The organism is Lysinibacillus sp. NPDC056232 (genome assembly GCF_042267565.1).
GTDB lineage: Bacteria > Bacillota > Bacilli > Bacillales_A > Planococcaceae > Lysinibacillus.
In genome coordinates, this window is the sequence record NZ_JBHJTF010000003.1 from 106,759 (window position 1) to 130,551 (window position 23,793).

Annotated in this window: 18 protein-coding genes; all 18 read left to right on the forward strand. The window is 38.4% G+C overall.

Annotated elements, in window-relative coordinates; all coding sequences use genetic code 11:
* The first annotated feature begins 370 nt into the window (after positions 1 to 370).
* The 18 genes from ACFCYJ_RS03820 (at position 371) to ACFCYJ_RS03905 (ending at position 23,708) form a co-directional block, all read left to right on the forward strand.
* Positions 371 to 1,546, forward strand: coding sequence for an amino acid deaminase/aldolase (locus ACFCYJ_RS03820; protein WP_376070891.1), 1,176 nt, complete (start codon positions 371 to 373; stop codon positions 1,544 to 1,546).
* The gene (locus ACFCYJ_RS03825) at positions 1,534 to 2,856 is read left to right on the forward strand and encodes a D-arabinono-1,4-lactone oxidase (RefSeq protein ID WP_376070894.1); all 1,323 of its coding nucleotides are present in this window, start codon (positions 1,534 to 1,536) and stop codon (positions 2,854 to 2,856) included. Before ACFCYJ_RS03820 ends, ACFCYJ_RS03825 begins: the two co-directional genes overlap by 13 nt.
* 354 nt (positions 2,857 to 3,210) lie before the next feature.
* A complete protein-coding gene (gene ilvD / locus ACFCYJ_RS03830; RefSeq protein ID WP_376070896.1) occupies positions 3,211 to 4,881 on the forward strand; it encodes a dihydroxy-acid dehydratase in 1,671 nt (556 codons plus the stop codon).
* A gap of 464 nt (positions 4,882 to 5,345) precedes the next feature.
* Positions 5,346 to 7,112, forward strand: coding sequence for a biosynthetic-type acetolactate synthase large subunit (gene ilvB / locus ACFCYJ_RS03835; protein WP_376070899.1), 1,767 nt, complete (start codon positions 5,346 to 5,348; stop codon positions 7,110 to 7,112).
* A complete protein-coding gene (ilvN, locus tag ACFCYJ_RS03840; RefSeq protein ID WP_049664470.1) occupies positions 7,109 to 7,624 on the forward strand; it encodes an acetolactate synthase small subunit in 516 nt (171 codons plus the stop codon). The genes ilvB and ilvN overlap by 4 nt, the downstream gene beginning before the upstream one ends.
* Before the next feature lie 99 nt (positions 7,625 to 7,723).
* The gene (gene ilvC, locus ACFCYJ_RS03845; protein WP_376070903.1) at positions 7,724 to 8,758 is read left to right on the forward strand and encodes a ketol-acid reductoisomerase; all 1,035 of its coding nucleotides are present in this window, start codon (positions 7,724 to 7,726) and stop codon (positions 8,756 to 8,758) included.
* Positions 8,745 to 10,283, forward strand: a complete 1,539-nt coding sequence (locus ACFCYJ_RS03850) for a 2-isopropylmalate synthase (RefSeq protein WP_376070906.1) — start codon at positions 8,745 to 8,747, stop codon at positions 10,281 to 10,283. Before ilvC ends, ACFCYJ_RS03850 begins: the two co-directional genes overlap by 14 nt.
* Before the next feature lie 188 nt (positions 10,284 to 10,471).
* Positions 10,472 to 11,572: a 3-isopropylmalate dehydrogenase gene (leuB, locus tag ACFCYJ_RS03855; RefSeq protein ID WP_376070908.1), complete on the forward strand. Its 1,101-nt coding sequence runs from the start codon at positions 10,472 to 10,474 to the stop codon at positions 11,570 to 11,572.
* 16 nt (positions 11,573 to 11,588) lie between these two features.
* Positions 11,589 to 12,998, forward strand: coding sequence for a 3-isopropylmalate dehydratase large subunit (leuC, locus tag ACFCYJ_RS03860; protein WP_376070911.1), 1,410 nt, complete (start codon positions 11,589 to 11,591; stop codon positions 12,996 to 12,998).
* 30 nt (positions 12,999 to 13,028) lie between these two features.
* Positions 13,029 to 13,619, forward strand: coding sequence for a 3-isopropylmalate dehydratase small subunit (leuD, locus tag ACFCYJ_RS03865; protein ID WP_376070914.1), 591 nt, complete (start codon positions 13,029 to 13,031; stop codon positions 13,617 to 13,619).
* A gap of 360 nt (positions 13,620 to 13,979) precedes the next feature.
* Positions 13,980 to 15,191: an MFS transporter gene (locus ACFCYJ_RS03870; RefSeq protein WP_376070917.1), complete on the forward strand. Its 1,212-nt coding sequence runs from the start codon at positions 13,980 to 13,982 to the stop codon at positions 15,189 to 15,191.
* Positions 15,188 to 15,358, forward strand: coding sequence for a hypothetical protein (locus ACFCYJ_RS03875; RefSeq protein ID WP_376070920.1), 171 nt, complete (start codon positions 15,188 to 15,190; stop codon positions 15,356 to 15,358). Before ACFCYJ_RS03870 ends, ACFCYJ_RS03875 begins: the two co-directional genes overlap by 4 nt.
* Before the next feature lie 137 nt (positions 15,359 to 15,495).
* Positions 15,496 to 16,377, forward strand: a complete 882-nt coding sequence (rbsK, locus tag ACFCYJ_RS03880; protein ID WP_376070922.1) for a ribokinase — start codon at positions 15,496 to 15,498, stop codon at positions 16,375 to 16,377.
* Between the two features lie 233 nt (positions 16,378 to 16,610).
* On the forward strand, positions 16,611 to 18,461 hold the full coding sequence (locus tag ACFCYJ_RS03885; RefSeq protein WP_376070925.1) for a dynamin family protein: 1,851 nt from the start codon (positions 16,611 to 16,613) through the stop codon (positions 18,459 to 18,461).
* Positions 18,462 to 18,634: 173 nt separating this feature from the next.
* Positions 18,635 to 19,861, forward strand: coding sequence for an RtcB family protein (locus ACFCYJ_RS03890; protein WP_376070928.1), 1,227 nt, complete (start codon positions 18,635 to 18,637; stop codon positions 19,859 to 19,861).
* A 97-nt stretch (positions 19,862 to 19,958) separates the two neighbouring features.
* A complete protein-coding gene (locus ACFCYJ_RS03895) occupies positions 19,959 to 20,948 on the forward strand; it encodes a LacI family DNA-binding transcriptional regulator (protein ID WP_376070931.1) in 990 nt (329 codons plus the stop codon).
* A gap of 105 nt (positions 20,949 to 21,053) precedes the next feature.
* A complete protein-coding gene (locus tag ACFCYJ_RS03900; RefSeq protein ID WP_376070933.1) occupies positions 21,054 to 22,475 on the forward strand; it encodes an aldehyde dehydrogenase family protein in 1,422 nt (473 codons plus the stop codon).
* A 60-nt stretch (positions 22,476 to 22,535) separates the two neighbouring features.
* Positions 22,536 to 23,708 (forward strand): iron-containing alcohol dehydrogenase, encoded by a 1,173-nt coding sequence (locus tag ACFCYJ_RS03905; protein ID WP_376070935.1) that lies wholly within the window; start codon positions 22,536 to 22,538, stop codon positions 23,706 to 23,708.
* Positions 23,709 to 23,793 lie beyond the last annotated feature (85 nt).

Sequence of the window (23,793 nt, forward strand, 5' to 3'; positions counted from 1 at the left end):
GAATCATATTTAATATTACGAATAGTTTGAAAATTGATTTTTCTGAGCGTATAATGTGAAAAAAGGAGAGTGGTCTATATGAATATGACAGCTATGAAACGATTAAATCGCCAAGGAATTCTTATTGCGGGTTTACATCTGCTAGTTTTGTTGAATTTAGCAGCGGATTTTATATTCTCCTCGTAATCTCTAAAAAATAGAAAGGTGAGTTAAATGCTTGTCCATTATTAAAACAACCGTGAAGACAAATTTGATTACATGTCCACGGTTGTTTTTTATTTGTCCTGATAGAATTTGCATAGAAAAACCTTACTAAAAGGAATTTCTAAGGTAAATGTCAAAGACAAAGTACAAACAAAGGAGTGATAGGATGACCACTAGATTTGATCGAGCGTTCCATGAACTAGAGCGTCCATTTGCTTGGTTGGACTTTGATGCACTGGATCACAATATTGCTACTGTACACGACTCTTGTGGGCAGAAAAATATACGTATTGCTACGAAATCGATTCGTTCTGTAGAGATATTACGCTATTTACAAAGTAATCTCTCCAATGTGAAAGGATTTATGACATTTACAGCGGCAGAAACACTATTTTTACTGCAACAGCATTTTGATGATTTACTGCTAGGATATCCGGTGATGGAAGAAGCTTCTGTTCGTCAGTTATTGCACTTTGTAAAAGCGGGGAAAACTATCACTTTTATGGTGGATAAGCAGGAGCATGTCAAATTTTTGGCGGAGCTAGGGCAAGAGCTAGATGTTCGTGTGCAGGTATGTATTGATATTAATGTATCCAATGATTTTAAGCTGCTTTATTTTGGTACAAAACGCTCTTCGCTTCATTCACAGGAGTCACTAACACCATTCCTCGAATATATTAAAAATCAAGCATTTATTGAAGTGGTTGGAGCGATGGGCTACGAGGCTCAAATTGCAGGAGTCGGTAATCGTCCAGCAAATGCTGTGAAAGGAAAACTTATTGAAGTAATGCAGTTGCAAGCTAAAAAGCAAGTTACCCAGTTTCGTAGATTAGCCATTGCACATATAAAAGCATATTTTCCAAGCTTGCACTTTGTAAATGGTGGAGGTTCAGGAAGTATGGCATACACGGCACAACAGAAGGAGGTAACAGAAATAACGGTTGGCTCTGCATTTTATGCACCAGCTTTGTTTGATCAATTTACGCATTTACAGCTGGAAAAGGCAGCTGGATTTGCTTTAAGTGTAACAAGAAAGCCAGAAAAAAATATTGTTGTTTGCCATGGTGGAGGTTATACGGCATCTGGAGCAATTAGTGCTGATCGATTACCGGTATTCTATGAACCAACCTTTTTTTCATATCTTAACCTAGAAGGAGCAGGAGAAGTTCAGACACCCGTTAAGGTAAAACATAAAAAAGTCAATGTAGGGGACACGCTATATTTCCGACATGCGAAGGCTGGAGAACTTTGTGAAAGATTTCAAGAACTACATGGGATTAGAGGGGACAAGCATGTAGGAGCTTATTCAACCTATAGGGGGGATGGTCAATGTTTTCTATAGATAAGTGGAAAAATGGTCAGAAGTGGACAAACTGGGCTGGTAATGTCATCTCGTATCCGTCTGAGATGTACTTACCTCAATCTATTGAAGAGGTGACAAATATCGTGAGGCATGCACGTGAATTAGGAAAAACGATTCGTGTCACAGGTGCAGCTCACTCCTTTAGCGCTGTTGCGATGCCTGAGCATTTAGCACTTTCTTTACATAATATGCGTGGGCTTATAGCTGTGAATGAAGAGAAACAAGAAGCGACTCTTTCGGCTGGAACGTATTTATATGAAATAGGCCCATTACTTGCGAAGCATGGCTTTGCCCTAATAAATATGGGCGATATTCAGGAGCAAACGATTGCAGGAGCAGTGTCAACGGGTACCCATGGAACGGGTGTAAAACTCGGGTCGTTATCCTCAGCTGTAACAAGATGGGGTTTTGTAGATGGTACTGGTACTTATAGGGAGCATATGAGAGGAATGGATGATTTATCTGAAGCTTTGCATGTTTCACTAGGTATGCTAGGTGTACTTGTGAAAGTAACGATTAAGGTGATACCTCTATATAGCTTACATTATGTGAGCACAAGAGATACTTTAGAAAACGGGATGGCGATTTTTGCTGAAGATATTCGACAGAATCGACATGTAGAGTGGTTTTATTTCCCGGGTAGCGAAACAATTCAAGTGAAGCGTATGAACGCTGTAGAGCCTGTTTATCAAAGTGATTGGAGTAAGAGGATAGAAACATTGAAACTGCAAATAGTAGAGAACGGTGCTTTTTTTGCTATGTCTGAGCTTTGCAAATGGAAGCCTTCATTAAGTGGTGCTATGAGTAAATTAGCAGCAGCCAATGTTGTCGAAGGGGAGAAAACAGGGATTAGCTATGAAATTTATCCTTCTCCTCGTAGCGTAAAGTTCCAAGAAAGTGAATATGCTATTCCATTAACGCAATTTGAGTCATGTATGGAGGAGATCCACGCAACCTTTAAAAGTGGAATTTTTAATGTGCATTTTCCGTTAGAATGTCGGACGACAGCAGGTGAAGCAGGTTTTTTAAGTCCTACCCAAGGGCAAGAATCAGCGTTTATTGCTTTTCATATGTATAAAGGAATGCAGGAAGGGCCTTATTTTGAATGGGTCCAGACGATGATGAAGAAATATAAGGGACGACCACATTGGGGCAAACTAAGTCATTTAACTGCTAATTATGTATATGAGCTATACCCAGATGTTGAAAAATTTTTAGCGATTCGAAGTCAATATGATCCTGATAATGTGTTTTTGACAGGGTACTTAAGAAAGTTATTTACATTATAAGCGCAATCTCCTTAATTGCCGTTCATCGCTTTTGAAGGATTTGGTAAAAATATTGATAGATTATTAAAAAAATTAAAATTTGAACGAAATGTCAAAATATTCACTAAAGCGAGATAAAAACGATAATTAATCAGCATGAAAACGATTTCAAATTTTGAAGATTATTTAAATTGTTTGGACAATTCAAAAAATACTGTTGACGAGACCTTTTTTTCGTACTATGATTACAACAATTTAACACGTTCGTTACAGCAGTTAGTCGTCTTCTAGGCGATTGACATATACGTAAAAACGGAATAGACAGAACATTTTGTATATAGCAACGAACATAGCAATAAATGAGGGGCGTTTAAAATGAGAAGTGACATGATTAAAGTAGGCGTAGATCGTGCGCCACATCGAAGTCTTTTATATGCAACAGGCAAAGTAAAAGCGAAAGATTTAGGCAAGCCATTTATCGGGGTTTGTAATTCTTATATCGACATTATACCAGGTCACGTTCATTTACGAACATTTGCTGATGTAGTCAAAGAGGCCATTATTGAAGCGGGTGGAATTCCATTCGAATTTAATACAATCGGTGTAGATGATGGTATTGCAATGGGGCATATTGGTATGCGTTACTCGTTACCAAGCCGTGAAATTATCGCAGACTCTGCTGAAACAGTTATTAATGCACACTGGTTCGATGGCGTGTTCTATATTCCTAACTGTGACAAAATCACACCGGGGATGTTAATGGCAGCAGTTCGTACCAATGTACCATCAATCTTCGTATCGGGTGGTCCAATGGAGGCAGGTACTTCTGCTAGTGGCAAGCAGCTTTCATTAACTTCAGTTTTTGAAGGTGTAGGAGCTCTTAAATCAGGCAAAATGTCATCTGAAGAGCTGTTAGATATTGAAAACAATGCATGTCCAACATGTGGTTCATGTTCAGGAATGTTTACTGCAAACTCTATGAACTGCTTAATGGAAATGCTAGGAGTAGCTTTACCTGGTAATGGAACAATCGTAGCTACTTCTGAAGAGCGCCATAAGCTTATTAAAGAAGCTGCTAAACAATTAGTCCGTATGATTAAAGAGGACATCAAGCCTCGTGACATTATTACTAAAGAAGCAATTGATGATGCATTTGCACTTGATATGGCGATGGGTGGTTCGACTAATACAGTTCTCCATACATTAGCAATCGCCAATGAAGCTGAAATCGATTATAACATTGAAGATATTAATAAAGTAGCAGAGCGTGTTCCATATCTAGCGAAAATTATGCCTGCTTCAGATATTTCAATGGATGATATAAATAAAGCAGGTGGCGTTAGTGCCATTATTAATGAATTAACATCTATTCCAGGTGCTATTCACCCAGATCGACCGACAGTTGCAGGAGTAACAATGGGTGAGCTTGTAAAGGATTATCATATTATAAATGATGAAGTTATTCGTACGAAAGACAATCCGTATAGCCCAGTTGGTGGATTATCGGTGTTATTTGGTAATATCGCGCCAGAGGGTTCTGTTATTAAAGTAGGCGCTGTAGACCCTTCTATTAAAGTATTCAGGGGCGAAGCAGTCGTCTTTGATTCACAAGAAGCAGCACAGGAAAATATCGATAACGGGACGGTAAAAGAGGGCCATGTAGTCGTCATTCGCTACGAAGGACCAAAAGGTGGCCCAGGGATGCCTGAAATGCTTGCACCAACGTCTGCGATTCAAGGACGTGGACTTGGTACAAAGGTTGCGTTAATCACAGATGGACGTTTCTCAGGTGCATCTCGTGGTATTTCAATCGGACATATTTCACCAGAGGCAGCAGAAGGCGGTCCAATCGCTTTAGTAGAGAACGGAGACATGATCACAATTGATCTACCAAATCGTACGATCAATTTAGAAGTTTCAGATGAAGTATTAGCTGAACGCCGTGCAAAACTACCGGTATTTGAACCGAAAATTAAGCGCGGTTGGCTAGCAAGATATTCAAAACTAGTAACAAACGCCTCTACAGGTGGCGTTATGAAAATTTAAATAGTTAAAGCGTTGATGAGGTTAAAGGTTCTAGAGCCTTGTATCTACCAGAGAGCCGGTCGTGCTGGAAGCCGGCGATACAACTAGATCCGACATCCCCTCGGAGCGAGCTATTAAAAGCGTGTTCGCCATTAGATAGCTCCGGGCATAATCGAAAGTGCTCGTTATTAATGAATAAATAATTTATGACACCATATTGGATGCGAATGATCTCGCATTGGTGCATAAATGCTTATATTTATTCACGAGGTAGCAATTATTTGCTATAAAAAAGGGTGGTACCATGGAAAGTCTTTTTCATCCCTACGTAAGGTAATTCTTTGCGTGTGGAGAAAAGGGCTTTTTATCTTTTTTCGAAGTTAGAAAGAGTCTGTCATCTCTTTTCAAGGAGATAACCAGCTTGTAATACTTCAATGATGCGCATTACTGATGTGAAATTGAATGATAAGAAGGAGGCATATTTGATGAGTACGAATGTTTCTATCGATGAAAAAGAAGAATTAGCAACAACAGCAAAAGCTGAACAAACCTATCAAGCGAAAGATGGTGCTGACGTATTAGTGCAAGCACTACATGAACAAGGTGTTGAAATTGTTTTTGGTTACCCTGGTGGAGCGGTACTACCAATTTATGATGCCATGTATAAAAATCCGGTTCGTCATATTTTAACTAGACATGAACAAGGTGCAATCCATGCAGCGGAAGGTTATGCACGTGTTTCCAATAAACCTGGTGTTGTTATTGCAACAAGCGGTCCGGGGGCAACAAACTTAGTAACTGGTATTGCCGATGCGATGATTGATTCCATTCCATTAGTTGTATTCACAGGTCAAGTTTCAACATCTGTGATTGGTACGGATGCTTTCCAAGAAGCGGACATTATGGGCATTACGACACCAATTACGAAGCACAATTATCAGGTGCAGGATGTTAATGATATCCCGCGTATTGTTAAAGAGGCTTTCCATATTGCAAGCACTGGTCGAAAGGGACCTGTTGTAGTAGATTTCCCGAAAAACGTATCTCAAATGTTGTTTGATGTGGAGAACCCACCACAGGCTCCTGAAGAAATATATTTACCGGGTTATCAACCAACGTACAAACCAAATTATTTACAAATTCAAAAGGCTATACAGGCGATTTCATTGGCCAAAAATCCAGTCATTTTAGCTGGAGCTGGTGTCCTTTTTGCAGATGCCAAAGAAGAGTTAACAGCATTCGCTGAAAAATACCAAATTCCAGTTGCAAACACTTTACTAGGACTTGGTTCAATCCATGGAGAGCATGAATTATTCATCGGTATGGCAGGAATGCATGGAACTGTAACAGCGAATACAGCTATTACAAAATCAGACTTATTGTTGAATATCGGAGCTCGCTTCGATGACCGTTTAACTGGTAATTTGGCTACATTTGCTCCAAATGCAACAATCGTACACATCGATATTGATCCAGCGGAAATTGGAAAAAATGTTCCGACAGATATTCCGATCGTTGCAGATGCTAAAGAAGCATTAAAAGCATTATTGAAAAAAGACTTCGATGGTCCAGATACAACAGAATGGCTAACATACTTAAATAATCATGCAAAGGAATATCCATTATGGTACAGCAAGGAGCCGGGGGACAAAGAAGTTTTACCGCAGGAAGCATTAGAGCTTGTGCATAAAATTACAGAAGGTGATGCAATTGTCACGACAGATGTTGGACAGCATCAAATGTGGGCTGCGCAATATTATCGATTAAACAATGATCATGGATGGGTAACGTCTGGTGGACTTGGTACGATGGGCTTCGGCTTCCCGGCTGCAATTGGCGCCCAGTTTGCGAAGCCAGACAAAAAAGTTGTTGCTATTGTGGGTGATGCAGGATTCCAAATGACTGCGCAAGAGCTTTCTATACTGCAAGAATTCAACTTACCGGTAAAAGTGGTGATTTTAAATAACAGTTGTTTAGGAATGGTTCGCCAATGGCAAGAAACATTCTACGAGGAGCGTTATTCATCTTCACTTATGCCGATCCAACCAGACTTTGTTAAATTAGCTGATGCATATGATCTGAAGGGCTATCGAATTAACACAATTGATGAAGCGGAAAGTATTTTCCGCGAGGCACTACTTTCTGATGAGCCAGTGTTAATTGATTGTCGTGTTAAACAGCTTCAATGTGTTTACCCAATGGTAGCACCAGGCAAAGGCTTACATGAAATGATTGGGGTGAAAAAGAATTGAAACGAGTAATTACAGTAACAGTGATTAACCAAAGTGGTGTCTTAAACCGTGTAACAGGTTTACTTATGAAGCGTCAATTCAATATTGAATCAATCACAGTTGGTCATACTGAACAGCCAAACTTCTCGAAAATGACTTTTGTTGTAAACGTTGAGGATGAGCGTAAGATTGAACAGCTAGTGAAGCAATTATCTAAGCAAATTGATGTGTTAAAGGTCAATGACATTACAGACAAATCAATCGTGCTTCGCGAGTTAGCGCTTGTAAAGGTAATTTCACCACCAAATTTACGACTGGAAATGAATTCAATTGTTGAACCATTCCGTCCGCAAATTATTGATACAGCGAAAAACGTTGTCACCTATCAAGTAGTAGGAGATCCAGATAAGATTGATGCTTTTATTGAACTAATTCGACCTTATGGTATTAAAGAATTAACGCGTACAGGGGCTACTGCATCTGTTCGTGAAACACAAAAAATCTCAAATACGCAGCTCTCTATTTTAAAATAGTTTGCATATAAAATGGATAGCTTTGGATACATAGACCTTAGTGGTTTACTAGCATCCGAAGTTTAAAAAAACAAACCAAAAATTAGGAGGAAACAAACAATGGCTACTATGTATTATGATCAAAACATCAACGAGGAAGTATTAAAAGGGAAAAAAATCGCAATCATCGGTTATGGTTCACAAGGTCATGCACATGCACTAAACCTTAAAGAATCAGGATTCGATGTAGTAGTAGGAGTTCGTCCAGGCGGATCTTTCGATGCAGCAAAAGCGGATGGATTAGATGTAAAGACTGTTGCTGAAGCAGCGCAAGAAGCAGATGTTATCCAAATTTTACTTCCAGATGAGCGTCAAAAAGCTGTATATGAGGCTGAAATCGCTCCACATCTTGAAGCGGGTAAAGCACTTATGTTTGCACACGGCTTCAACATTCACTTCGGTCAAATTACACCACCAGCAGATGTGGACGTATTCTTAGTTGCACCAAAAGGTCCAGGACACTTAGTTCGTCGTCAATTCCAAGAAGGTGCTGGTGTACCAGGTTTATTCGCAATTCATCAAGATGCAACTGGTCAAGCAAAAGATTTAGCTCTAGCTTACGGTAAAGGAATCGGTGCAGCTCGTGGCGGTTTACTTGAAACATCATTCAAAGAAGAAACTGAAACTGATTTATTCGGTGAGCAAGCAGTACTTTGCGGTGGTGCTACACAATTAGTAAAAGCAGGTTTCGAAACATTAGTAGAAGCTGGCTACCAACCAGAATTAGCATACTTTGAAACGCTTCACGAACTAAAATTAATTGTTGACCTAATGTTTGAAGGTGGTATGGCAACAATGCGTTACTCAGTATCGGATACTGCAGAGTGGGGTGACTATGTGGCAGGACCACGTCTTATCGACGACTCTGTAAAAGCTCGTATGAAAGATGTATTAACGGATATTCAAGATGGTACATTCGCTCGTCGTTGGATTCAAGAAAACGAAAACGGTCGTCCAGACTATACAAAATTCAAAGAAGCTGGTGCAAATCACCAAATCGAAGAAGTTGGTGCTAAATTACGTGCAATGATGCCATTCATCAACGAAGGTAAAGAAAAAGTTGTGAGAGAAGTGGCTACAAGTGCGAAAAATTGATATTTTCGATACAACACTTCGCGACGGCGAACAATCTGCTGGGATTAATCTAAACACCGCAGAGAAGATTGAAATCGCGAAGCAACTGGAGCGCCTAGGTGTGACAATTATTGAAGCAGGTTTTCCTGCTTCGTCACCCGGTGACTTTGAGGCGGTAAACCGTATTGCTGGAACAGTGAAAAACTCGATCGTAACAGGTTTAGCTCGCTGTGTACAAAAAGATATCGACACAACTTGGGAAGCCATTAAAGTGGCCGAACAACCACATATTCATATTTTCCTAGCAACTTCTCCAATTCATATGGAATACAAGCTGAAAAAATCACCTGATCAAGTGGTAGAACAAGCGGTGGAAGCCGTAAAATATGCGAAAAAATTCTTTCCGCTTGTACAATGGTCTGCAGAAGATGCATTCCGCTCAGATCATGAATTTTTAGTACGTATTATGAATGAAGTTGTTGCGGCAGGTGCGACAACCATAAATGTACCTGACACAGTAGGATATGCATCACCACAAGAATATGGTGCATTATTTAAATTCCTACTTGAAAACGTAAAAGGTGCGGAACAGGTAAAATTCTCTGCACATTGCCATGATGATTTAGGTATGGCAACCGCTAACACGATTGCTGCCATTGAAAATGGTGCCTCACAAGTAGAGGGCACGATTAACGGTATCGGAGAGCGGGCTGGAAATGTTGCGCTTGAAGAAATCGCAGTTGCCCTTCATATCCGTAAAGATATTTACCCTGTAGAAACAGGTATTCATTTACAAGAAATTAAGCGGACATCTCAATTAGTCAGTAAGCTCACGAATGTGGTTATTCAGCCGAATAAAGCGATTGTTGGTAAAAACGCATTTGCACACGAATCAGGTATTCACCAAGATGGTGTGTTAAAAAATCCTGAAACGTATGAAATTATTTCACCTGCTCTTATTGGTGAAGGGGAGGTACCGCTCGTTCTTGGTAAACACTCAGGTCGCGCAGCATTCCGTGACCGAGCAGAAACAATGGGCTTCCATCTTTCGGATGAAAAACTAAATAAAGCATTTACTGAATTTAAAAAATTGGCTGACCGTAAAAAAGAAATTACGGAAGAAGACTTACTAACGCTTCTTACTGAGCAACAAATTCAAATAGAAGATGTTCCACTTTACGAACTAAAGATGGTACAGGTGCAATATGGTACAGAAAATATACCAACAGCAACAGCGATTGTTTTAACACCAGAAGGTATAGAGAAGACAGTTGTTGCAACTGGTTCAGGCTCGGTGGAAGCCATTTTCAATACGCTTGAGCAACTTGTACAAGGGGATATTCATGTGATTGATTACCGTGTTAAGTCTGTCGGTAAGGGACGAGATGCACTAGGAGAAGCCGTGATTAATATCCGATACGATGATTTATCGACTACTGGACGAAACTCATCACAGGATGTTTTAGAAGCATCGGCAAAAGCTTATTTAAATGCCATTAACCGTCATTTGATACAAGCAAGCCTTCGTGCACAGCCTGTAAGTTAATCGATCTTCAAGCTTCAGTAAATGTCGCAGATTTTGATGGTAGTGAATGGAATCAGCATAATGCATATTCCAAACGCAATTATGCCAATTACGTGTAGTCGTAATATTACTGACCTCACCTATTCATATAGGTGAGAGTCTAACTAAAATAGCGTAGTCAACGCTATACAAAGAAAGGTGTTTTGACGATGGAGAAAAAAATTACAGTACTTCCTGGTGACGGAATTGGGCCAGAGGTTGTTGCTTCTGCTGTACGTGTATTGCAGGTGATTGGTAAGCGATTCAACCATACATTCCATTTAGGTTATGCAACAATCGGAGGCGCTGCCATCGACCAACACAATAATCCACTACCAGACGAAACAATTGAGATGTGCGAAAATAGTGACGCAGTTTTACTTGGAGCCGTTGGTGGCCCGAAATGGGATAATAATCCACCTGAATTACGTCCAGAAAAAGGATTATTACGTATTCGCAAACACTTTGACTTATTCGCAAACTTACGTCCAGTAAAGGCGTTCCCGAGTTTACTAGATGCTTCACCATTAAAGCGTGAAGTAGCCGAAAACGTCGATTTAATGATTGTACGTGAATTAACAGGCGGCGTATACTTCGGGGAACCACGTATGCGTACTGAGAATGGCGCGATAGATACAACTGTTTACTCAACTGCAGAAGTTGAGCGTATTGTTGAAAATGCCTTTGAATTAGCACGTTTACGTGGAGGCAAATTATGCTCTGTTGATAAAGCCAATGTACTTGAAACAAGTCGTTTATGGCGCGAAGTTGTAGAAGCGAAGAAAAAAGAGTATCCAGATGTGCAAGTTGAGCACAATTTAGTAGACTCAGTTGCTATGAAATTAATTACAAATCCTAGCCAATATGATGTGGTAGTTACTGAAAATATGTTTGGAGATATTTTAAGTGATGAAGCATCTGTTATTACAGGCTCTTTAGGCGTATTACCTTCTGCGTCCATTCGTGGAGATAATTTTGGTCTATATGAACCAGTACATGGCTCAGCACCAGAAATCGCAGGCCAAGGTGTAGCTAATCCGGCAGCAACAATTCTATCAGTTGCCATGATGCTACAATATTCATTTGGCTTAAAAGAAGAAGCAGCAGAAATCGAACGTGCTGTAAGTGCAGTATTTGATGATGGTTACTTCACCGCAGATCTTGCACGTGGTGGCAGTCGTATACTATCGACGAATGAATGGACAGATAAAGTAATTAACGAAATAGATACAAGCTTTGTTTCAGAAAGCATTATGACAACATACATTTAAGAAATGAGTGAAGATAATGGGTAAAAATATAATTGAAAAGATTTGGGATAAACATGTTGTTTATCAGGAAGAGGGCAAACCGGACCTGTTATATATTGATCTCCATTTAATTCATGAAGTAACTTCTCCGCAAGCTTTTGAAGGTCTACGTTTGAACGGACGTCAAGTGCGTCGTCCAGATTTAAGCTTTGCGACAATGGATCATAACGTGCCTACAAAAAATCTACCGACGATTCATGATCCAATTGCACGTAACCAAATTGAGACGTTAGCTAAAAACGCTGAAGAATTTGGCGTTGAGCTTGCAGGGATGGGGCACCCTGACCAAGGAATTGTCCACGTAATTGGGCCTGAGCTAGGCTTAACTCAGCCTGGTAAAACGATTGTCTGTGGGGACTCTCATACGTCTACACATGGTGCTTTCGGAGCGATTGCCTTCGGTATTGGTACATCTGAGGTAGAACATGTATTGTCAACACAAACCCTATGGCAAAACAAGCCAAAAACAATGGAAATTCGTGTTGAAGGTGAGCTATCTGTAGGTGTAGCTGCAAAAGATATTATTCTAGCGATTATTTCTAAATTCGGTATCGGTGTCGGCACAGGATATATTGTGGAATTCACTGGAGAGGCTATCCACAAACTTTCTATGGAAGAACGGATGACAATTTGTAACATGTCGATTGAGGCGGGTGCAAAGGCTGGGCTAATTTCTCCTGACCAAACAACTGTTGATTATATCCGTGGACGCAAACATGCACCTCAAGAAGAAAAGTTTGAGGAAGCGGCAAAGTATTGGTTAAGCTTAGCATCCGATGAAGATGCAACTTACGATACAGTTCGAATTATTCAAGCTGAAGAAATCGAGCCATTCATCACTTGGGGAACGAATCCGTCAATGGGTTCAGGTGTTTCAAGTAATGTTCCAACACAGGCAGATTATGAGGATGAATCAGATAAAGCAGCTCTTCGTAAAGCACTTGCCTACATGGACTTAGAGGAAGGTCAACCATTAACTTCAATTGATATCCAACACGTATTTATCGGTTCTTGCACAAACTCACGCATTAGTGATTTACGTGCAGCTGCAAATGTCATCGAAGGGCGTAAGGTACATGAAAATGTATCAGCGATCGTTGTTCCAGGCTCCTATTCGACGAAACAACTAGCAGAAGCAGAAGGATTAGATAAAATCTTTACAGATGCTGGCTTTGAATGGCGTGAGACGGGTTGCTCGATGTGTCTGGCAATGAATGATGATGTAGTACCAGCTGGTGAACGCTGTGCATCAACATCAAACCGCAACTTTGAAGGACGCCAGGGAGCTGGTTCTCGTACACACTTAGTATCACCGCCAATGGCAGCAGCGGCAGCAATTGCTGGTCATTTTGTGGATGTTCGTGAATTCGTAAAGGAAACTGTGTAATTTCCATTTACACGGAAGGGATGATTGCAAATGGAACCAATTAATATCGTAAAAAGTGTGATAACACCACTTGATCGTAAAAATGTCGATACAGACCAAATTATTTCGAAAGAGTTTTTAAAGCGTATTGAGCGTACAGGGTTTGGGCAGTATTTATTTTACCATTGGCGCTTCGATGCAGAGGGCAATGCAATAAAGGACTTTGTGTTAAACAAACCTGAATTTAAAGACTCTAAGATTTTAGTAGCACAAGATAACTTCGGCTGTGGTTCTTCTCGTGAACATGCACCGTGGGCAATCTTAGATTACGGCTTCAATGTAGTGATTGCACCATCATTCGCAGATATTTTCCATAATAACTGCTTCAAAAATGGGATTCTACCAATCAAACTAACTGAAGCAGAGTGTGATGAAATTTTAGCAAAAGGCTTAGAAAAATCGTACACGATGGAAGTCAATCTTAAAGCACAAACAGTAACGGGTGAAGATGGTACAGTCTATAATTTTAGCATCGATCCTTACTATAAAGAAACACTGCTAAATGGTTGGGATGAAATTGCCCTAACCTTTAAATACGAAGAACAAATCGCTGCTTACGAAGCAAAACGTATTGCATATTAATAGAATAAGGAATTTCCTTTTGACTGAAGACACACTTGATGTTGTCTTCAGTTTTTTTATTGCATAAGGAAAGAGTTGCCGGGTTGAAGTGAACAATGCTCAGGTAGTGAAAAACTCATTGATTGGAAAATGATTAGTCCTTACCACTTTACATAATAAAAATACAGCATTAGTTATTGTAATTTGTTAATTATTTGTAAAAGAAGTATAACAAATTGAAGCAATATTTTGATAATATATAAATAGAGTTATGGTAAATAAATGAAATGTCCTTTAGTTCAGTTAATAGAACATTTACCGAAAAAAACTTTTATGAAAAGTGGAAGTAAGCTCTTACTAAATATAAGGGGCGGAACTATCATGACAATTCTGCAAAAATACAGCTTGTTAATTGGGGGCTTAGGTTTTTCTAAATTAGGGGACTGGATTTACCTTGTAGCGCTTAATTTATTTATATGGCATTTAACACAATCGCCGGCAGCGATGGCTGGAATTTTTATTGTCGGACCAATAGCAAGAGTTTTAACAAGTTTGGTAGCTGGCTCTTTTATTGATCGTATGAATAAACGCAAGTTGATGATTGCAACTGATATTATACGAGGTTTCATTGTTTTTTGTATGCCTTTTATGGAATCTATTTGGCTCATTTATACGCTGTTATTTTTAGCGAATATAGCGAGTAGTTTCTTTGGACCTAGTAGTACCTATTATATTACAAAGTTTGTTCCCTCAGAAGATAGACAACGTTTTAACGCAATACTTGGCACGTTCAATTCAGGCTCGTTTTTAGTAGGTCCAGCACTAGCAGGACTCCTCATCATGCTTTTTAATACGACAGTTACGATTTGGTTTAATAGCTTTACATTTTTTGTTTGTGCTTTGATCATTTACTTTTTACCAGATGTAGATGAGCTGAAGGAAACTTTACGGCAACGTATAACTTGGCACCTATTAAAAAGTGACTATCTAGCCGTCATAGCTTTCATTCGACAAAATTCATTATTTATAACGATTTATTTACTGTTTCAAAGTGTGTTTATGATTGCATTTGCGCTTGATTCTCAAGAAACAACATTTATAAAACAAGATTTAGCTTTATCCGATAGCTTATACGGAACCTTTATAAGTAGTGCAGGAGCCGGAGCAATTATAGGTGGAATGGTTGCCGCAAGCTTCGCTAAAAAATGGTCCACTCGATCATATATAGCTTTTGGTTTGTTCCTGACAATGTTGTTTTACACCGCCTTTTATGCTTCGACATCAAGTATTTTGGCATGTGTAAGTTTAGTTTTTCTAGGCTTTTTTATGGCATTTAGTAATACTGGTTATGAAACGTTTTATCAGCAAAATGTACCGCCTGAAATGATGGGGAGATTCGGTAGTATTTCTAGTATTTTTCAAAATATTTTACAAATCTCCTTAACCTTACTATTAGGTCTATTTGCAGAATTATTTATGCTTCAAATGACTGCAATTATTTTCGGCATTATAAGTATTCTATTGTCGATTTCATTATATTTTGTGCTATATTCCCCAAAAAACTACATCGGGTTAAAGGAGGAAATATTATGATTAGCTATTTACTTCGTTGTATTTTTTGTAAGAAAACATTTGAAGTTGTAGAAGGGACAAAGAAATATAAATTATATAAACAAAATATGAATGGGAAATTTTCCTGTGAAGATTGTGATAGAAAAATTGAATTAGAGGCAAGGAAAGGTCTATTGGGAAAACTTTAAATAGGGTAACGATAAACGGCATAGTAGAACATCTAATAAGAAGATTAGTACTCCACAATTTTCTAATGTAAATGCCCTGTCTTTCTACGGATTTCTCAGTTAAAATGAAAAAATAAGATGGAAGGTAGGGTATAAAGATGATTACAGTTATAGGTAGCATAAATATGGATTTAGTTGTACAAATGGGGGTTTTTCCAAAGCAGGGAGAAACGATCCTCGGTAAAGATTTTCAAACGATTCCAGGAGGCAAAGGGGCTAATCAGGCAGTAGCTGCGGCACGTCTTGGAAGTGAAGTCACAATGATCGGCTGTGTGGGCTCCGATAGTTTTGGTGAAACATTGCGCACTGTTTTACAGCAAGAGCATGTTCAAACTGATGCTATTACAAGTGTATCGGCACCTACTGGGATTGCTAATATTTTACTCTACAATAATGATAACCGAATCATTGTAGTGCCTGGGGCAAATTATGAATTAATGCCTGCGCATATAGAGGCAGCGAAAGAAATCATTCAAAAAAGTCAGATGGTCATTATGCAGCTAGAAATCCCAATGGAAACGACCGCTTATGCAATAAAACTTTGCAAAGAAGCGAATGTACCTGTTTTATTAAATCCAGCACCGGCCACAAATTTTGATGTGCAATGGATGGAGGATATTACTTATATCACACCAAATGAAACGGAGTGTGCCGAAATTTTTGGAGATGATATTGAGCAAGCATTAGAAAAATATCCTAATAAAATGATAATGACGCTAGGTAGTGATGGCGCACGCTATTTTGATGGTGAATATCCTATTCATGTTCCGGGTTATTTGACGAGAGCGGTAGATACTACAGGTGCAGGTGATACGTTTAACGGTGCACTCGCTTATGCTTTAGTTGAAGGGCAATCATTAGATCAGGCAGTGTATTTTGCAAATATTGCTGCTTCATTATCAGTCGAGAAATTCGGTGCACAAGGTGGTATGCCAACACTTGGAGCGGTTTATGCACGTATGGCTGGAGTTGAAGAATAAAGAGGAGAAGACTAACTCATTTACAAATTTATAAAAAATATTATTTCTTTTAGTCTGAGTGAGGAATAATATCTATGGTAGAAGGTTTTGTAGAATAAGAGTTATTGCCTATTTGTGACAACTGAATTTAAGTATATTGTCCTTTTTTGTCGTTATTTCTTAGTACTATGTATTAATAAAGGAATATTTTCATTTATAATAACTTTAGATACATACGAAAAGAGGTTTTGAGTATGACAAATATTGATAATGTGCCGATCGAATATACAGCCTCAGCGAATAATATTTTGCCACAGCTTGTTGATCATTTGCGACAATTACATGGCATTATTGTACAAAATACATATGTAAAAGATACAGCTAAACACTTAAATCGAATCATTCAAGATGCTAACAACGAAACGATGATTCTTATAGTTGGGAAAGAGCGTGTTGGAAAAACAACACTTGTGAATGGATTACTAGGACGTCAAGTTTTGCCTATTAGTGATCAGCATCCAACAGGGGTAAATACATTTTTGCGATACGGTGAACATGAAGAAATAAAGGCGTATTTTTTAGATGGTGTTGTAGCCATATTCGATATGAGCAAGCTAGAATTATTGACAACTGGTGATACTTTTGCATCTCAAATACTACGAGAACATTTAGATTACTTAGAAGTATATTTAAAAAATGATTTATTAAAATCAGTGACAATTATTGATTCTGTTTCATTGGAAGCTGGGGGAGGAGAAATGGCCTACTTCCCAGAAGCATTGATGAACCGTGTTGACGAAATCTTTTGGGTGCTACGCTCAGGTTCGATGGCTATTTATCCTGAAATATTATTGATGGAAACGTTAAAGGACAAAGGTGTTGAGCCTCTTTGTGTCATCAATGCCATAGATTCAAATGAAAATACAAAGACGTTTATCAATGCTGAGAGAGAACGATTGGGTCATTTAATAAGTGATTTTGTTGCTATCTCTGCAAGAGAAGCAATTGAAGCTACACAGACTAATAGTGATGAGCTGTGGCAAAAAAGTCAGTACGAGCAATTAATTTCAGAAATTCATCGAGTTGCAGAAAATAGTGATAAGAAAACGTATGGCATTTTAATTCGCTTCTTGCAATGGCTTGAACGATTCCGCTTCGAATTAACTGTTATTCCACAAAGAGATCCATTCCAATCTGCTGTTAAGAACATTGAAAAGTATACAGGCGATACCCAATACGAATTTTCACGCTATCAACGTGATTTAGCGATTGTGACTGAATATGAGCAAGAATACGAACAGGTTGCCGATGTATTTAAAAATGTTCAAACATTATACCAACTTTTACAAACCATTTCACAAAATGATTATTTACAGGATGAAATCGTGGAAAGCTTTACAGAAAAGGCTGTTGCTTATCAACAAATGTTACGAGAATATCGAAATATGCATAGCGAATATATACGTGAATATGATCGATTGGACGCACAGCATAAAAAAATTCACGGAAAAGGTCTTATGAAGGCTATCTTTGGTCAGCATACACAAAATGGATTTTTCAAGGAACGTGTTAACAAGTTAAATGAGCAGCAATTGGTTTGTATTGCGCAATATGAAAAAGTGCAAGAAGCGGAGGCATTAATGCTTCAGTCCATTCATTCAATACAAAGTTACCTTATGGAGTTAACGAAAAAACGTTTGGTACGTATTGAGCAAAAAGTTCAAGAGCTAAATCAACAACGTTCAAAAGAAAAGTGCCAATTACAATTATACGCAAATAAATTGAATGAATTTTCTTGTTTGATGGAGGCGCAGGGCTATATTAAAGAAAATATTCAGCCATTTTTAATGGACGAACAAATGCCGCTCAAAGCAAAGGATATTGACATGCTAAAAGAAACGATTAACAGTATTATGAGCATTGACCTGTCCAATAATGGCCTACTTGCACGTAGTCAGATGAACAATAAAATGGAGAATGCTGAGATTCCTTTCGATGTTCAGAAGAAATATCCATTACATACGTTAGCTTTAGCAGAAGTAGATGTAAAATCAAACGATATACCAGAAATTCCGAAAAAACTAGATGTTCAATATGAAGAATAGACGTTAAAGAAAATGTTCTAAAAGTAATTTATACTTTTAGAACATTTTTTTAGTATCTCGTGATTTTTTGCTCTTCACCACACGTTACGCTGATGCCCCTGATTTTTCGTGAATTGGGATTAAATTGAAACGAAATGAAATGTTTTTTCGTATAGATAGTAGGAGGGATTAAAATGATACGAATTAACGGACGTTTTACGGATGCGAAAATTTATTCAAATACAGCATTACAATCAGCTATCGATCAAATTAAAGAATTGGCAAATCAAGCCTTTATGGAAGGAACAAAAGTACGGATTATGCCAGATTATCATGCAGGGAAGGGCTGTGTTATTGGCACAACGATTCAGCTTCAAAATCGTGTAGTGCCTAACCTTGTAGGCATTGATGTTGGTTGCGGGGTATTTGTAGCTGAGTTAAATGAGGCGGATATAGATTTTTCTAAACTCGATGCTACAATTCGAGCACATATACCAAGCGGAAAGGATATCCATCAGGAAGTATCTCCTGCACGCTATTTTGTTGAATTCGAGGGGAGACAGTTTGTAGCGAGTGGCTTAAAGGATGACTATACGAATTTATCGCTGGGAACACTTGGGGGAGGCAACCATTTTATAGAGCTTGCAAAAGATGAAGCAGGTACACATTACTTACTTATCCATACTGGCTCGCGTTACGTCGGAGCTAAGGTAGCAAATTGGCATCAAAAAAGAGCCTTTGAAACATTGCAACGGGAAGATTTAAAAGTAAAAATAGCCGAATTGAAAGATCAGGGGCGCGAAAAAGAAATTCAAGCGATGATTAAAGCTTATAAAGAGCAAAATCCAATTGTACCAAAAGATTTAGCCTATTTAGAAGGTGAATATTTCCATGATTATATTCACGATATGAAAATCGCTCAGCAATATGCTCGGATGAACCGCTGGACAATTGCTGAAACAATCGCCAAGCATATGAACTGGCATTTTAACGAAACTTTTGATACGATCCATAACTATATTGATACGGAAACAATGACGTTAAGAAAAGGCGCCGTTCGAGCAAATAAAGGGGAGAAGCTCGTTATTCCTATGAATATGCGAGATGGTTCGCTCATTTGTTTGGGAAAAGGGAATGCAGATTGGAATTACTCTGCACCACATGGGGCAGGTCGTATGTATTCTCGACGTGCTGCAAAAGAAGCACTAAACATGGAAGATTTTAAAGAAACGATGCAAGGTATTTGGACAACATCCGTAAACGAAGAAACATTGGATGAAGCCCCAATGGCATATAAGCCGATGTCAGAAATTACATCTGTTCTCGAGGAAACTGCGGATATATTAAAAGTGATTACACCCGTTTATAATTTTAAAGCTAGTGAAGCAGCTAAGCCTTATGAGCGAAAAAATAATTCCTAATAATAGAAATTAGTGATACTTGTACTTACCCTTATCTATTAACATTATTTCTGGAATAGTATAGAATAGGCTTTACAAAGATGAAGTGGGTGGTTTTTTGGTATCTTCAAAAGATGTAGCAAAGTATGCGGGTGTTTCTCAAACAACGGTTTCAAGAGTGTTAAATACTCCTGAACTCGTAAAGCCGAAAACAATTGAAAAAGTGATGAAGGCGATTGAAGAATTAAACTATGTTCCAAATGATATTGCAAGATCGCTTGTTCAGAAAAAAACAGGCATTATTACATTGATTTCAGGTCCATTACATAATCCTTTTTTTGTTGATACAACAACTGCAATCGTTAATTATGTTAACGCTAGGGGCTATAAAGTAAATGTCTATTTTGGGACTGAAGATAATTTAGAGTCTATTTATAATTCTGTTTTGGAAACGAAGGCTGACGCGATTATTTTATCGTCTATGTTATATGAAGATAACTTATTTTTTAAGCTTGAAAAACTAGGCATCCCATTTATCATGTATAACCGTAAGCATCAGGAAAATAGGCATTTTGTAGAGATTGATAATGTGGAAGCTGGCTATCTAGCGACGAATCATATTTTATCTTTAGGTCATCAAGATATATGCTGGATTGGCGGTCCACATGAAATAAGTACTTTTTATGGAAGGTACAAAGGCTTTAAAAATGCATTAAAGGACAGCGCTATAAATATAAATACAGTGCCATCATTATTTACAAATACTAACAAAGGTGATATTGAACGAGTGTTTGAAGAAATACTAAAGCTTCCCACGAGGCCTACCGCTATTTGTGCAGCAACAGATGCAATTGCCATTGAAATATTAAATCTTTGTTTAGAACGAGGCTTTCAAGTTCCTAAAGATTTTAATGTTATTGGCATTGATAATGTGGAGCTTAGTAAACACCATTCGATTGCCTTAACAACAGTGGGCTTAGAATCCGAAAAAAGCCTCGGATTTATTGCTATTGAAAAATTATTTGAGGTAATGGAGAAAAAAAGTGCTTGCATCCAACAAACAGAATCTGTTAGACTTTTTCCAAGAAATACAACGTGTGAAAAATGAACTGATGAACATCAGTTTGTTTTTTACACTGTAATGGTTACGTATTCATTATTTTATTTTTAGAAATGAATACGTAACCATTTAATGAGAGGAGTGAGTTAGGTCTTGAAAAGAGGCTTATTTATAAGTGGACAATGGCAAATGACTGATGAATATATGGAGGTTCATGCCCCCTACTCAAATGAGGTCGTAGCACAATTTGCTATGGCAACTGAAGAGGATGTACAGCATGCAATTGAAAGTGCTCATGCAGCAGAATCCGAAATGGCAGCCTTAACAGCATTTCAAAAAGCAGAGATTTTAGAACAATTATCTGATCTATTTACAGAAAATCGAGATGAGGCAGCTAGAATTATTTCACTAGAATCAGCTAAGCCGTTAAAATATGCCTATGCTGAAATTGATCGAACGATTGAAACTTACAAATTTGCAGCAGAAGAAGCGAAGCGACTATCTGGTGAAATGATTCCGATGGATGCATCTAAAAGTGGAGAGGGTAGATTTGGTTATACAATTCGCGAACCTTTGGGTGTTATTGCGGCCATTACACCTTTTAATTTTCCGCAAAATTTAGTAGCCCATAAAGTTGGACCGGCATTAGCAGCTGGAAATACGATTGTTTTGAAACCCGCAACACAAACAGCGTTATCTGCTCATTTTTTAGCAAACCTATTGGCACAAACAAATTTACCAGCAGGTGCATTTAACTTAGTAACTGGGCAAGGAAAACTAGTAGGGGATGCATTTTTAGCAAATCCAAAAGTGAAAATGATTACATTTACTGGGAGCCCGGCCGTAGGTATTTCTCTTCGCAATCGCGCTGGCTTAAAGAAAGTCACATTAGAACTTGGTTCGAATGCTGGTGTTATTGTTGATGAAGGGGTTCAACTCGATAAAATCATGGACCGAATTGTTATGGGGGCTTTTTCAAATCAAGGTCAAGTTTGCATCTCCCTGCAGCGTATCTATGTAAAAGAAAATATAATGGATGAATTTTTAGAGCAGCTAAAAGCAAAAGTAGAACGGTTAACAATAGGGGACCCACTTGATGCAACAACAGATTTAGCGATGATGATTTCAGAAACTGAGCAACAACGTGCTGTCACATGGATAAAAGAAGCGGTAGCAGAAGGTGCGAAGGTACTGACAGGTGGTCGTATTGAAAACAATATTTTACTTCCAACAGTGTTATTGAACGTATCCTCTAATAGTCGAGTATCTTGTGAGGAAATATTTGCACCTGTAGTTATTGTCAATACTGTTTCATCAGTAGAAGAAGCCATTGACGCTGTTAATGATTCAAATTATGGCTTACAGGCAGGGATTTTTACACCCTCAATCGAGACGGCCTTTAAAGCTTCAAAGAAACTACAAGTCGGAGGTGTCATCATAAATGACGTTCCAACATACCGTGTAGATCATATGCCATATGGTGGCGTTAAAGAAAGCGGAACCGGTCGTGAAGGAATCAAATATGCCGTTGAGGAAATGACAGAAATGAAGCTAGTGATTTGGAATAACAATTAATCATGAGTCATTTAGAAAATCGACAGAAGGCTATTATGAATAGATAGGAGTAGAACAATTATGCATAAATTAACCTTTACTCCTGCGAGTTATACAGGCTGGGGTTGTTTGAATCAGCTACTACCGGAAGTAGAAAAATTCAAAGCAAATAATATTTTAATTATCACGGACCCATTTTTAAAAGCATTAGGTTTAACAGATCCTCTTGAAAAGTCTCTACTAGAAAATGGGTACTCTACAACTATTTACACCGATATTGCCCCAGAGCCACCGCTCGCAATTGGTGAAAAACTAGTTGCATTTACAAGAAAACATCATTTTGATGTAGTGATTGGATTAGGGGGAGGAAGTGCATTAGACTTAGCGAAACTTGCCGCGGTTTTAGCAACACATGAAGGGAAAGTGGCAGATTACTTAAATTTAACGGGAACAAAAACTCTTGAAAATAAAGGATTGCCTAAGATTTTAATTCCAACTACATCTGGAACAGGCTCAGAAGTGACAAATATTTCAGTACTGTCACTTGAAACGACGAAGGATGTTGTGACACATGATTACTTATTAGCAGATGTCGCCATTGTAGATCCTGCGTTAACAATTTCCTTACCGCCAAAAGTGACTGCTGCTACAGGTGTAGATGCATTAACACATGCAATTGAGGCTTATGTTTCCGTAAATGCAAACGAAGTAACTGATGCACTTGCGCTACAAGCTATAAAATTAATTAGTGGCTCTATCCGAACTGCTGTGTATGACGGTCAAAATAAGCAGGCACGTTCGGATATGAGTTATGGCAGTTATTTGGCAGGCTTAGCCTTTTTCAATGCTGGTGTTGCAGGAGTACATGCATTAGCATATCCTCTTGGTGGCCAATTCCATATTGCACATGGGGATTCCAATGCAGTGTTATTACCTTATGTAATGGGCTATATTCGTCAAAGTTGCGAAAAACGAATGAAAGATATTTTAGATGTAATGGGTATATCATCAGTGTATTTATCGCAAGAAGAGGCTTCCTATAAATGTGTAGATGCATTAAAGCAACTTGTACAGGATGTTAATATTCCGTCAACATTAAAAGGATTTAATATACCAGAATTAGCACTGGAACAACTAACTGAAGATGCGGTAAAGCAAACAAGAATCTTAGCACGTAGTCCGATGCCGCTTAAGCGAGAAGACATCTATACTATTTATCGTGCTGCATTTGATGGAGAGGTTCGAGAACCTTAGCCATTATAAAAAGAAAAGAGAAAAGTTATTTATTTTTAAATAGTGATAAACGGATCGAAAAAGTACTCGAATTAAAATGTCTAGA

Bases quoted from the DNA above. Each gene is read 5' to 3' on its own strand.
- rbsK (WP_376070922.1), top strand. From the start codon at position 15,496: ATGATTACAGTTATAGGTAGCATAAATATGGATTTAGTTGTACAAATG.
- ACFCYJ_RS03875 (WP_376070920.1), top strand. From the start codon at position 15,188: ATGATTAGCTATTTACTTCGTTGTATTTTTTGTAAGAAAACATTTGAA.
- ACFCYJ_RS03820 (WP_376070891.1), top strand. From the start codon at position 371: ATGACCACTAGATTTGATCGAGCGTTCCATGAACTAGAGCGTCCATTT.
- ACFCYJ_RS03885 (WP_376070925.1), top strand. From the start codon at position 16,611: ATGACAAATATTGATAATGTGCCGATCGAATATACAGCCTCAGCGAAT.
- ACFCYJ_RS03870 (WP_376070917.1), top strand. From the start codon at position 13,980: ATGACAATTCTGCAAAAATACAGCTTGTTAATTGGGGGCTTAGGTTTT.
- ilvB (WP_376070899.1), top strand. From the start codon at position 5,346: ATGAGTACGAATGTTTCTATCGATGAAAAAGAAGAATTAGCAACAACA.
- ACFCYJ_RS03890 (WP_376070928.1), top strand. From the start codon at position 18,635: ATGATACGAATTAACGGACGTTTTACGGATGCGAAAATTTATTCAAAT.
- ilvC (WP_376070903.1), top strand. From the start codon at position 7,724: ATGGCTACTATGTATTATGATCAAAACATCAACGAGGAAGTATTAAAA.
- leuD (WP_376070914.1), top strand. From the start codon at position 13,029: ATGGAACCAATTAATATCGTAAAAAGTGTGATAACACCACTTGATCGT.
- ilvD (WP_376070896.1), top strand. From the start codon at position 3,211: ATGAGAAGTGACATGATTAAAGTAGGCGTAGATCGTGCGCCACATCGA.
- ACFCYJ_RS03825 (WP_376070894.1), top strand. From the start codon at position 1,534: ATGTTTTCTATAGATAAGTGGAAAAATGGTCAGAAGTGGACAAACTGG.
- leuB (WP_376070908.1), top strand. From the start codon at position 10,472: ATGGAGAAAAAAATTACAGTACTTCCTGGTGACGGAATTGGGCCAGAG.
- leuC (WP_376070911.1), top strand. From the start codon at position 11,589: ATGGGTAAAAATATAATTGAAAAGATTTGGGATAAACATGTTGTTTAT.
- ACFCYJ_RS03905 (WP_376070935.1), top strand. From the start codon at position 22,536: ATGCATAAATTAACCTTTACTCCTGCGAGTTATACAGGCTGGGGTTGT.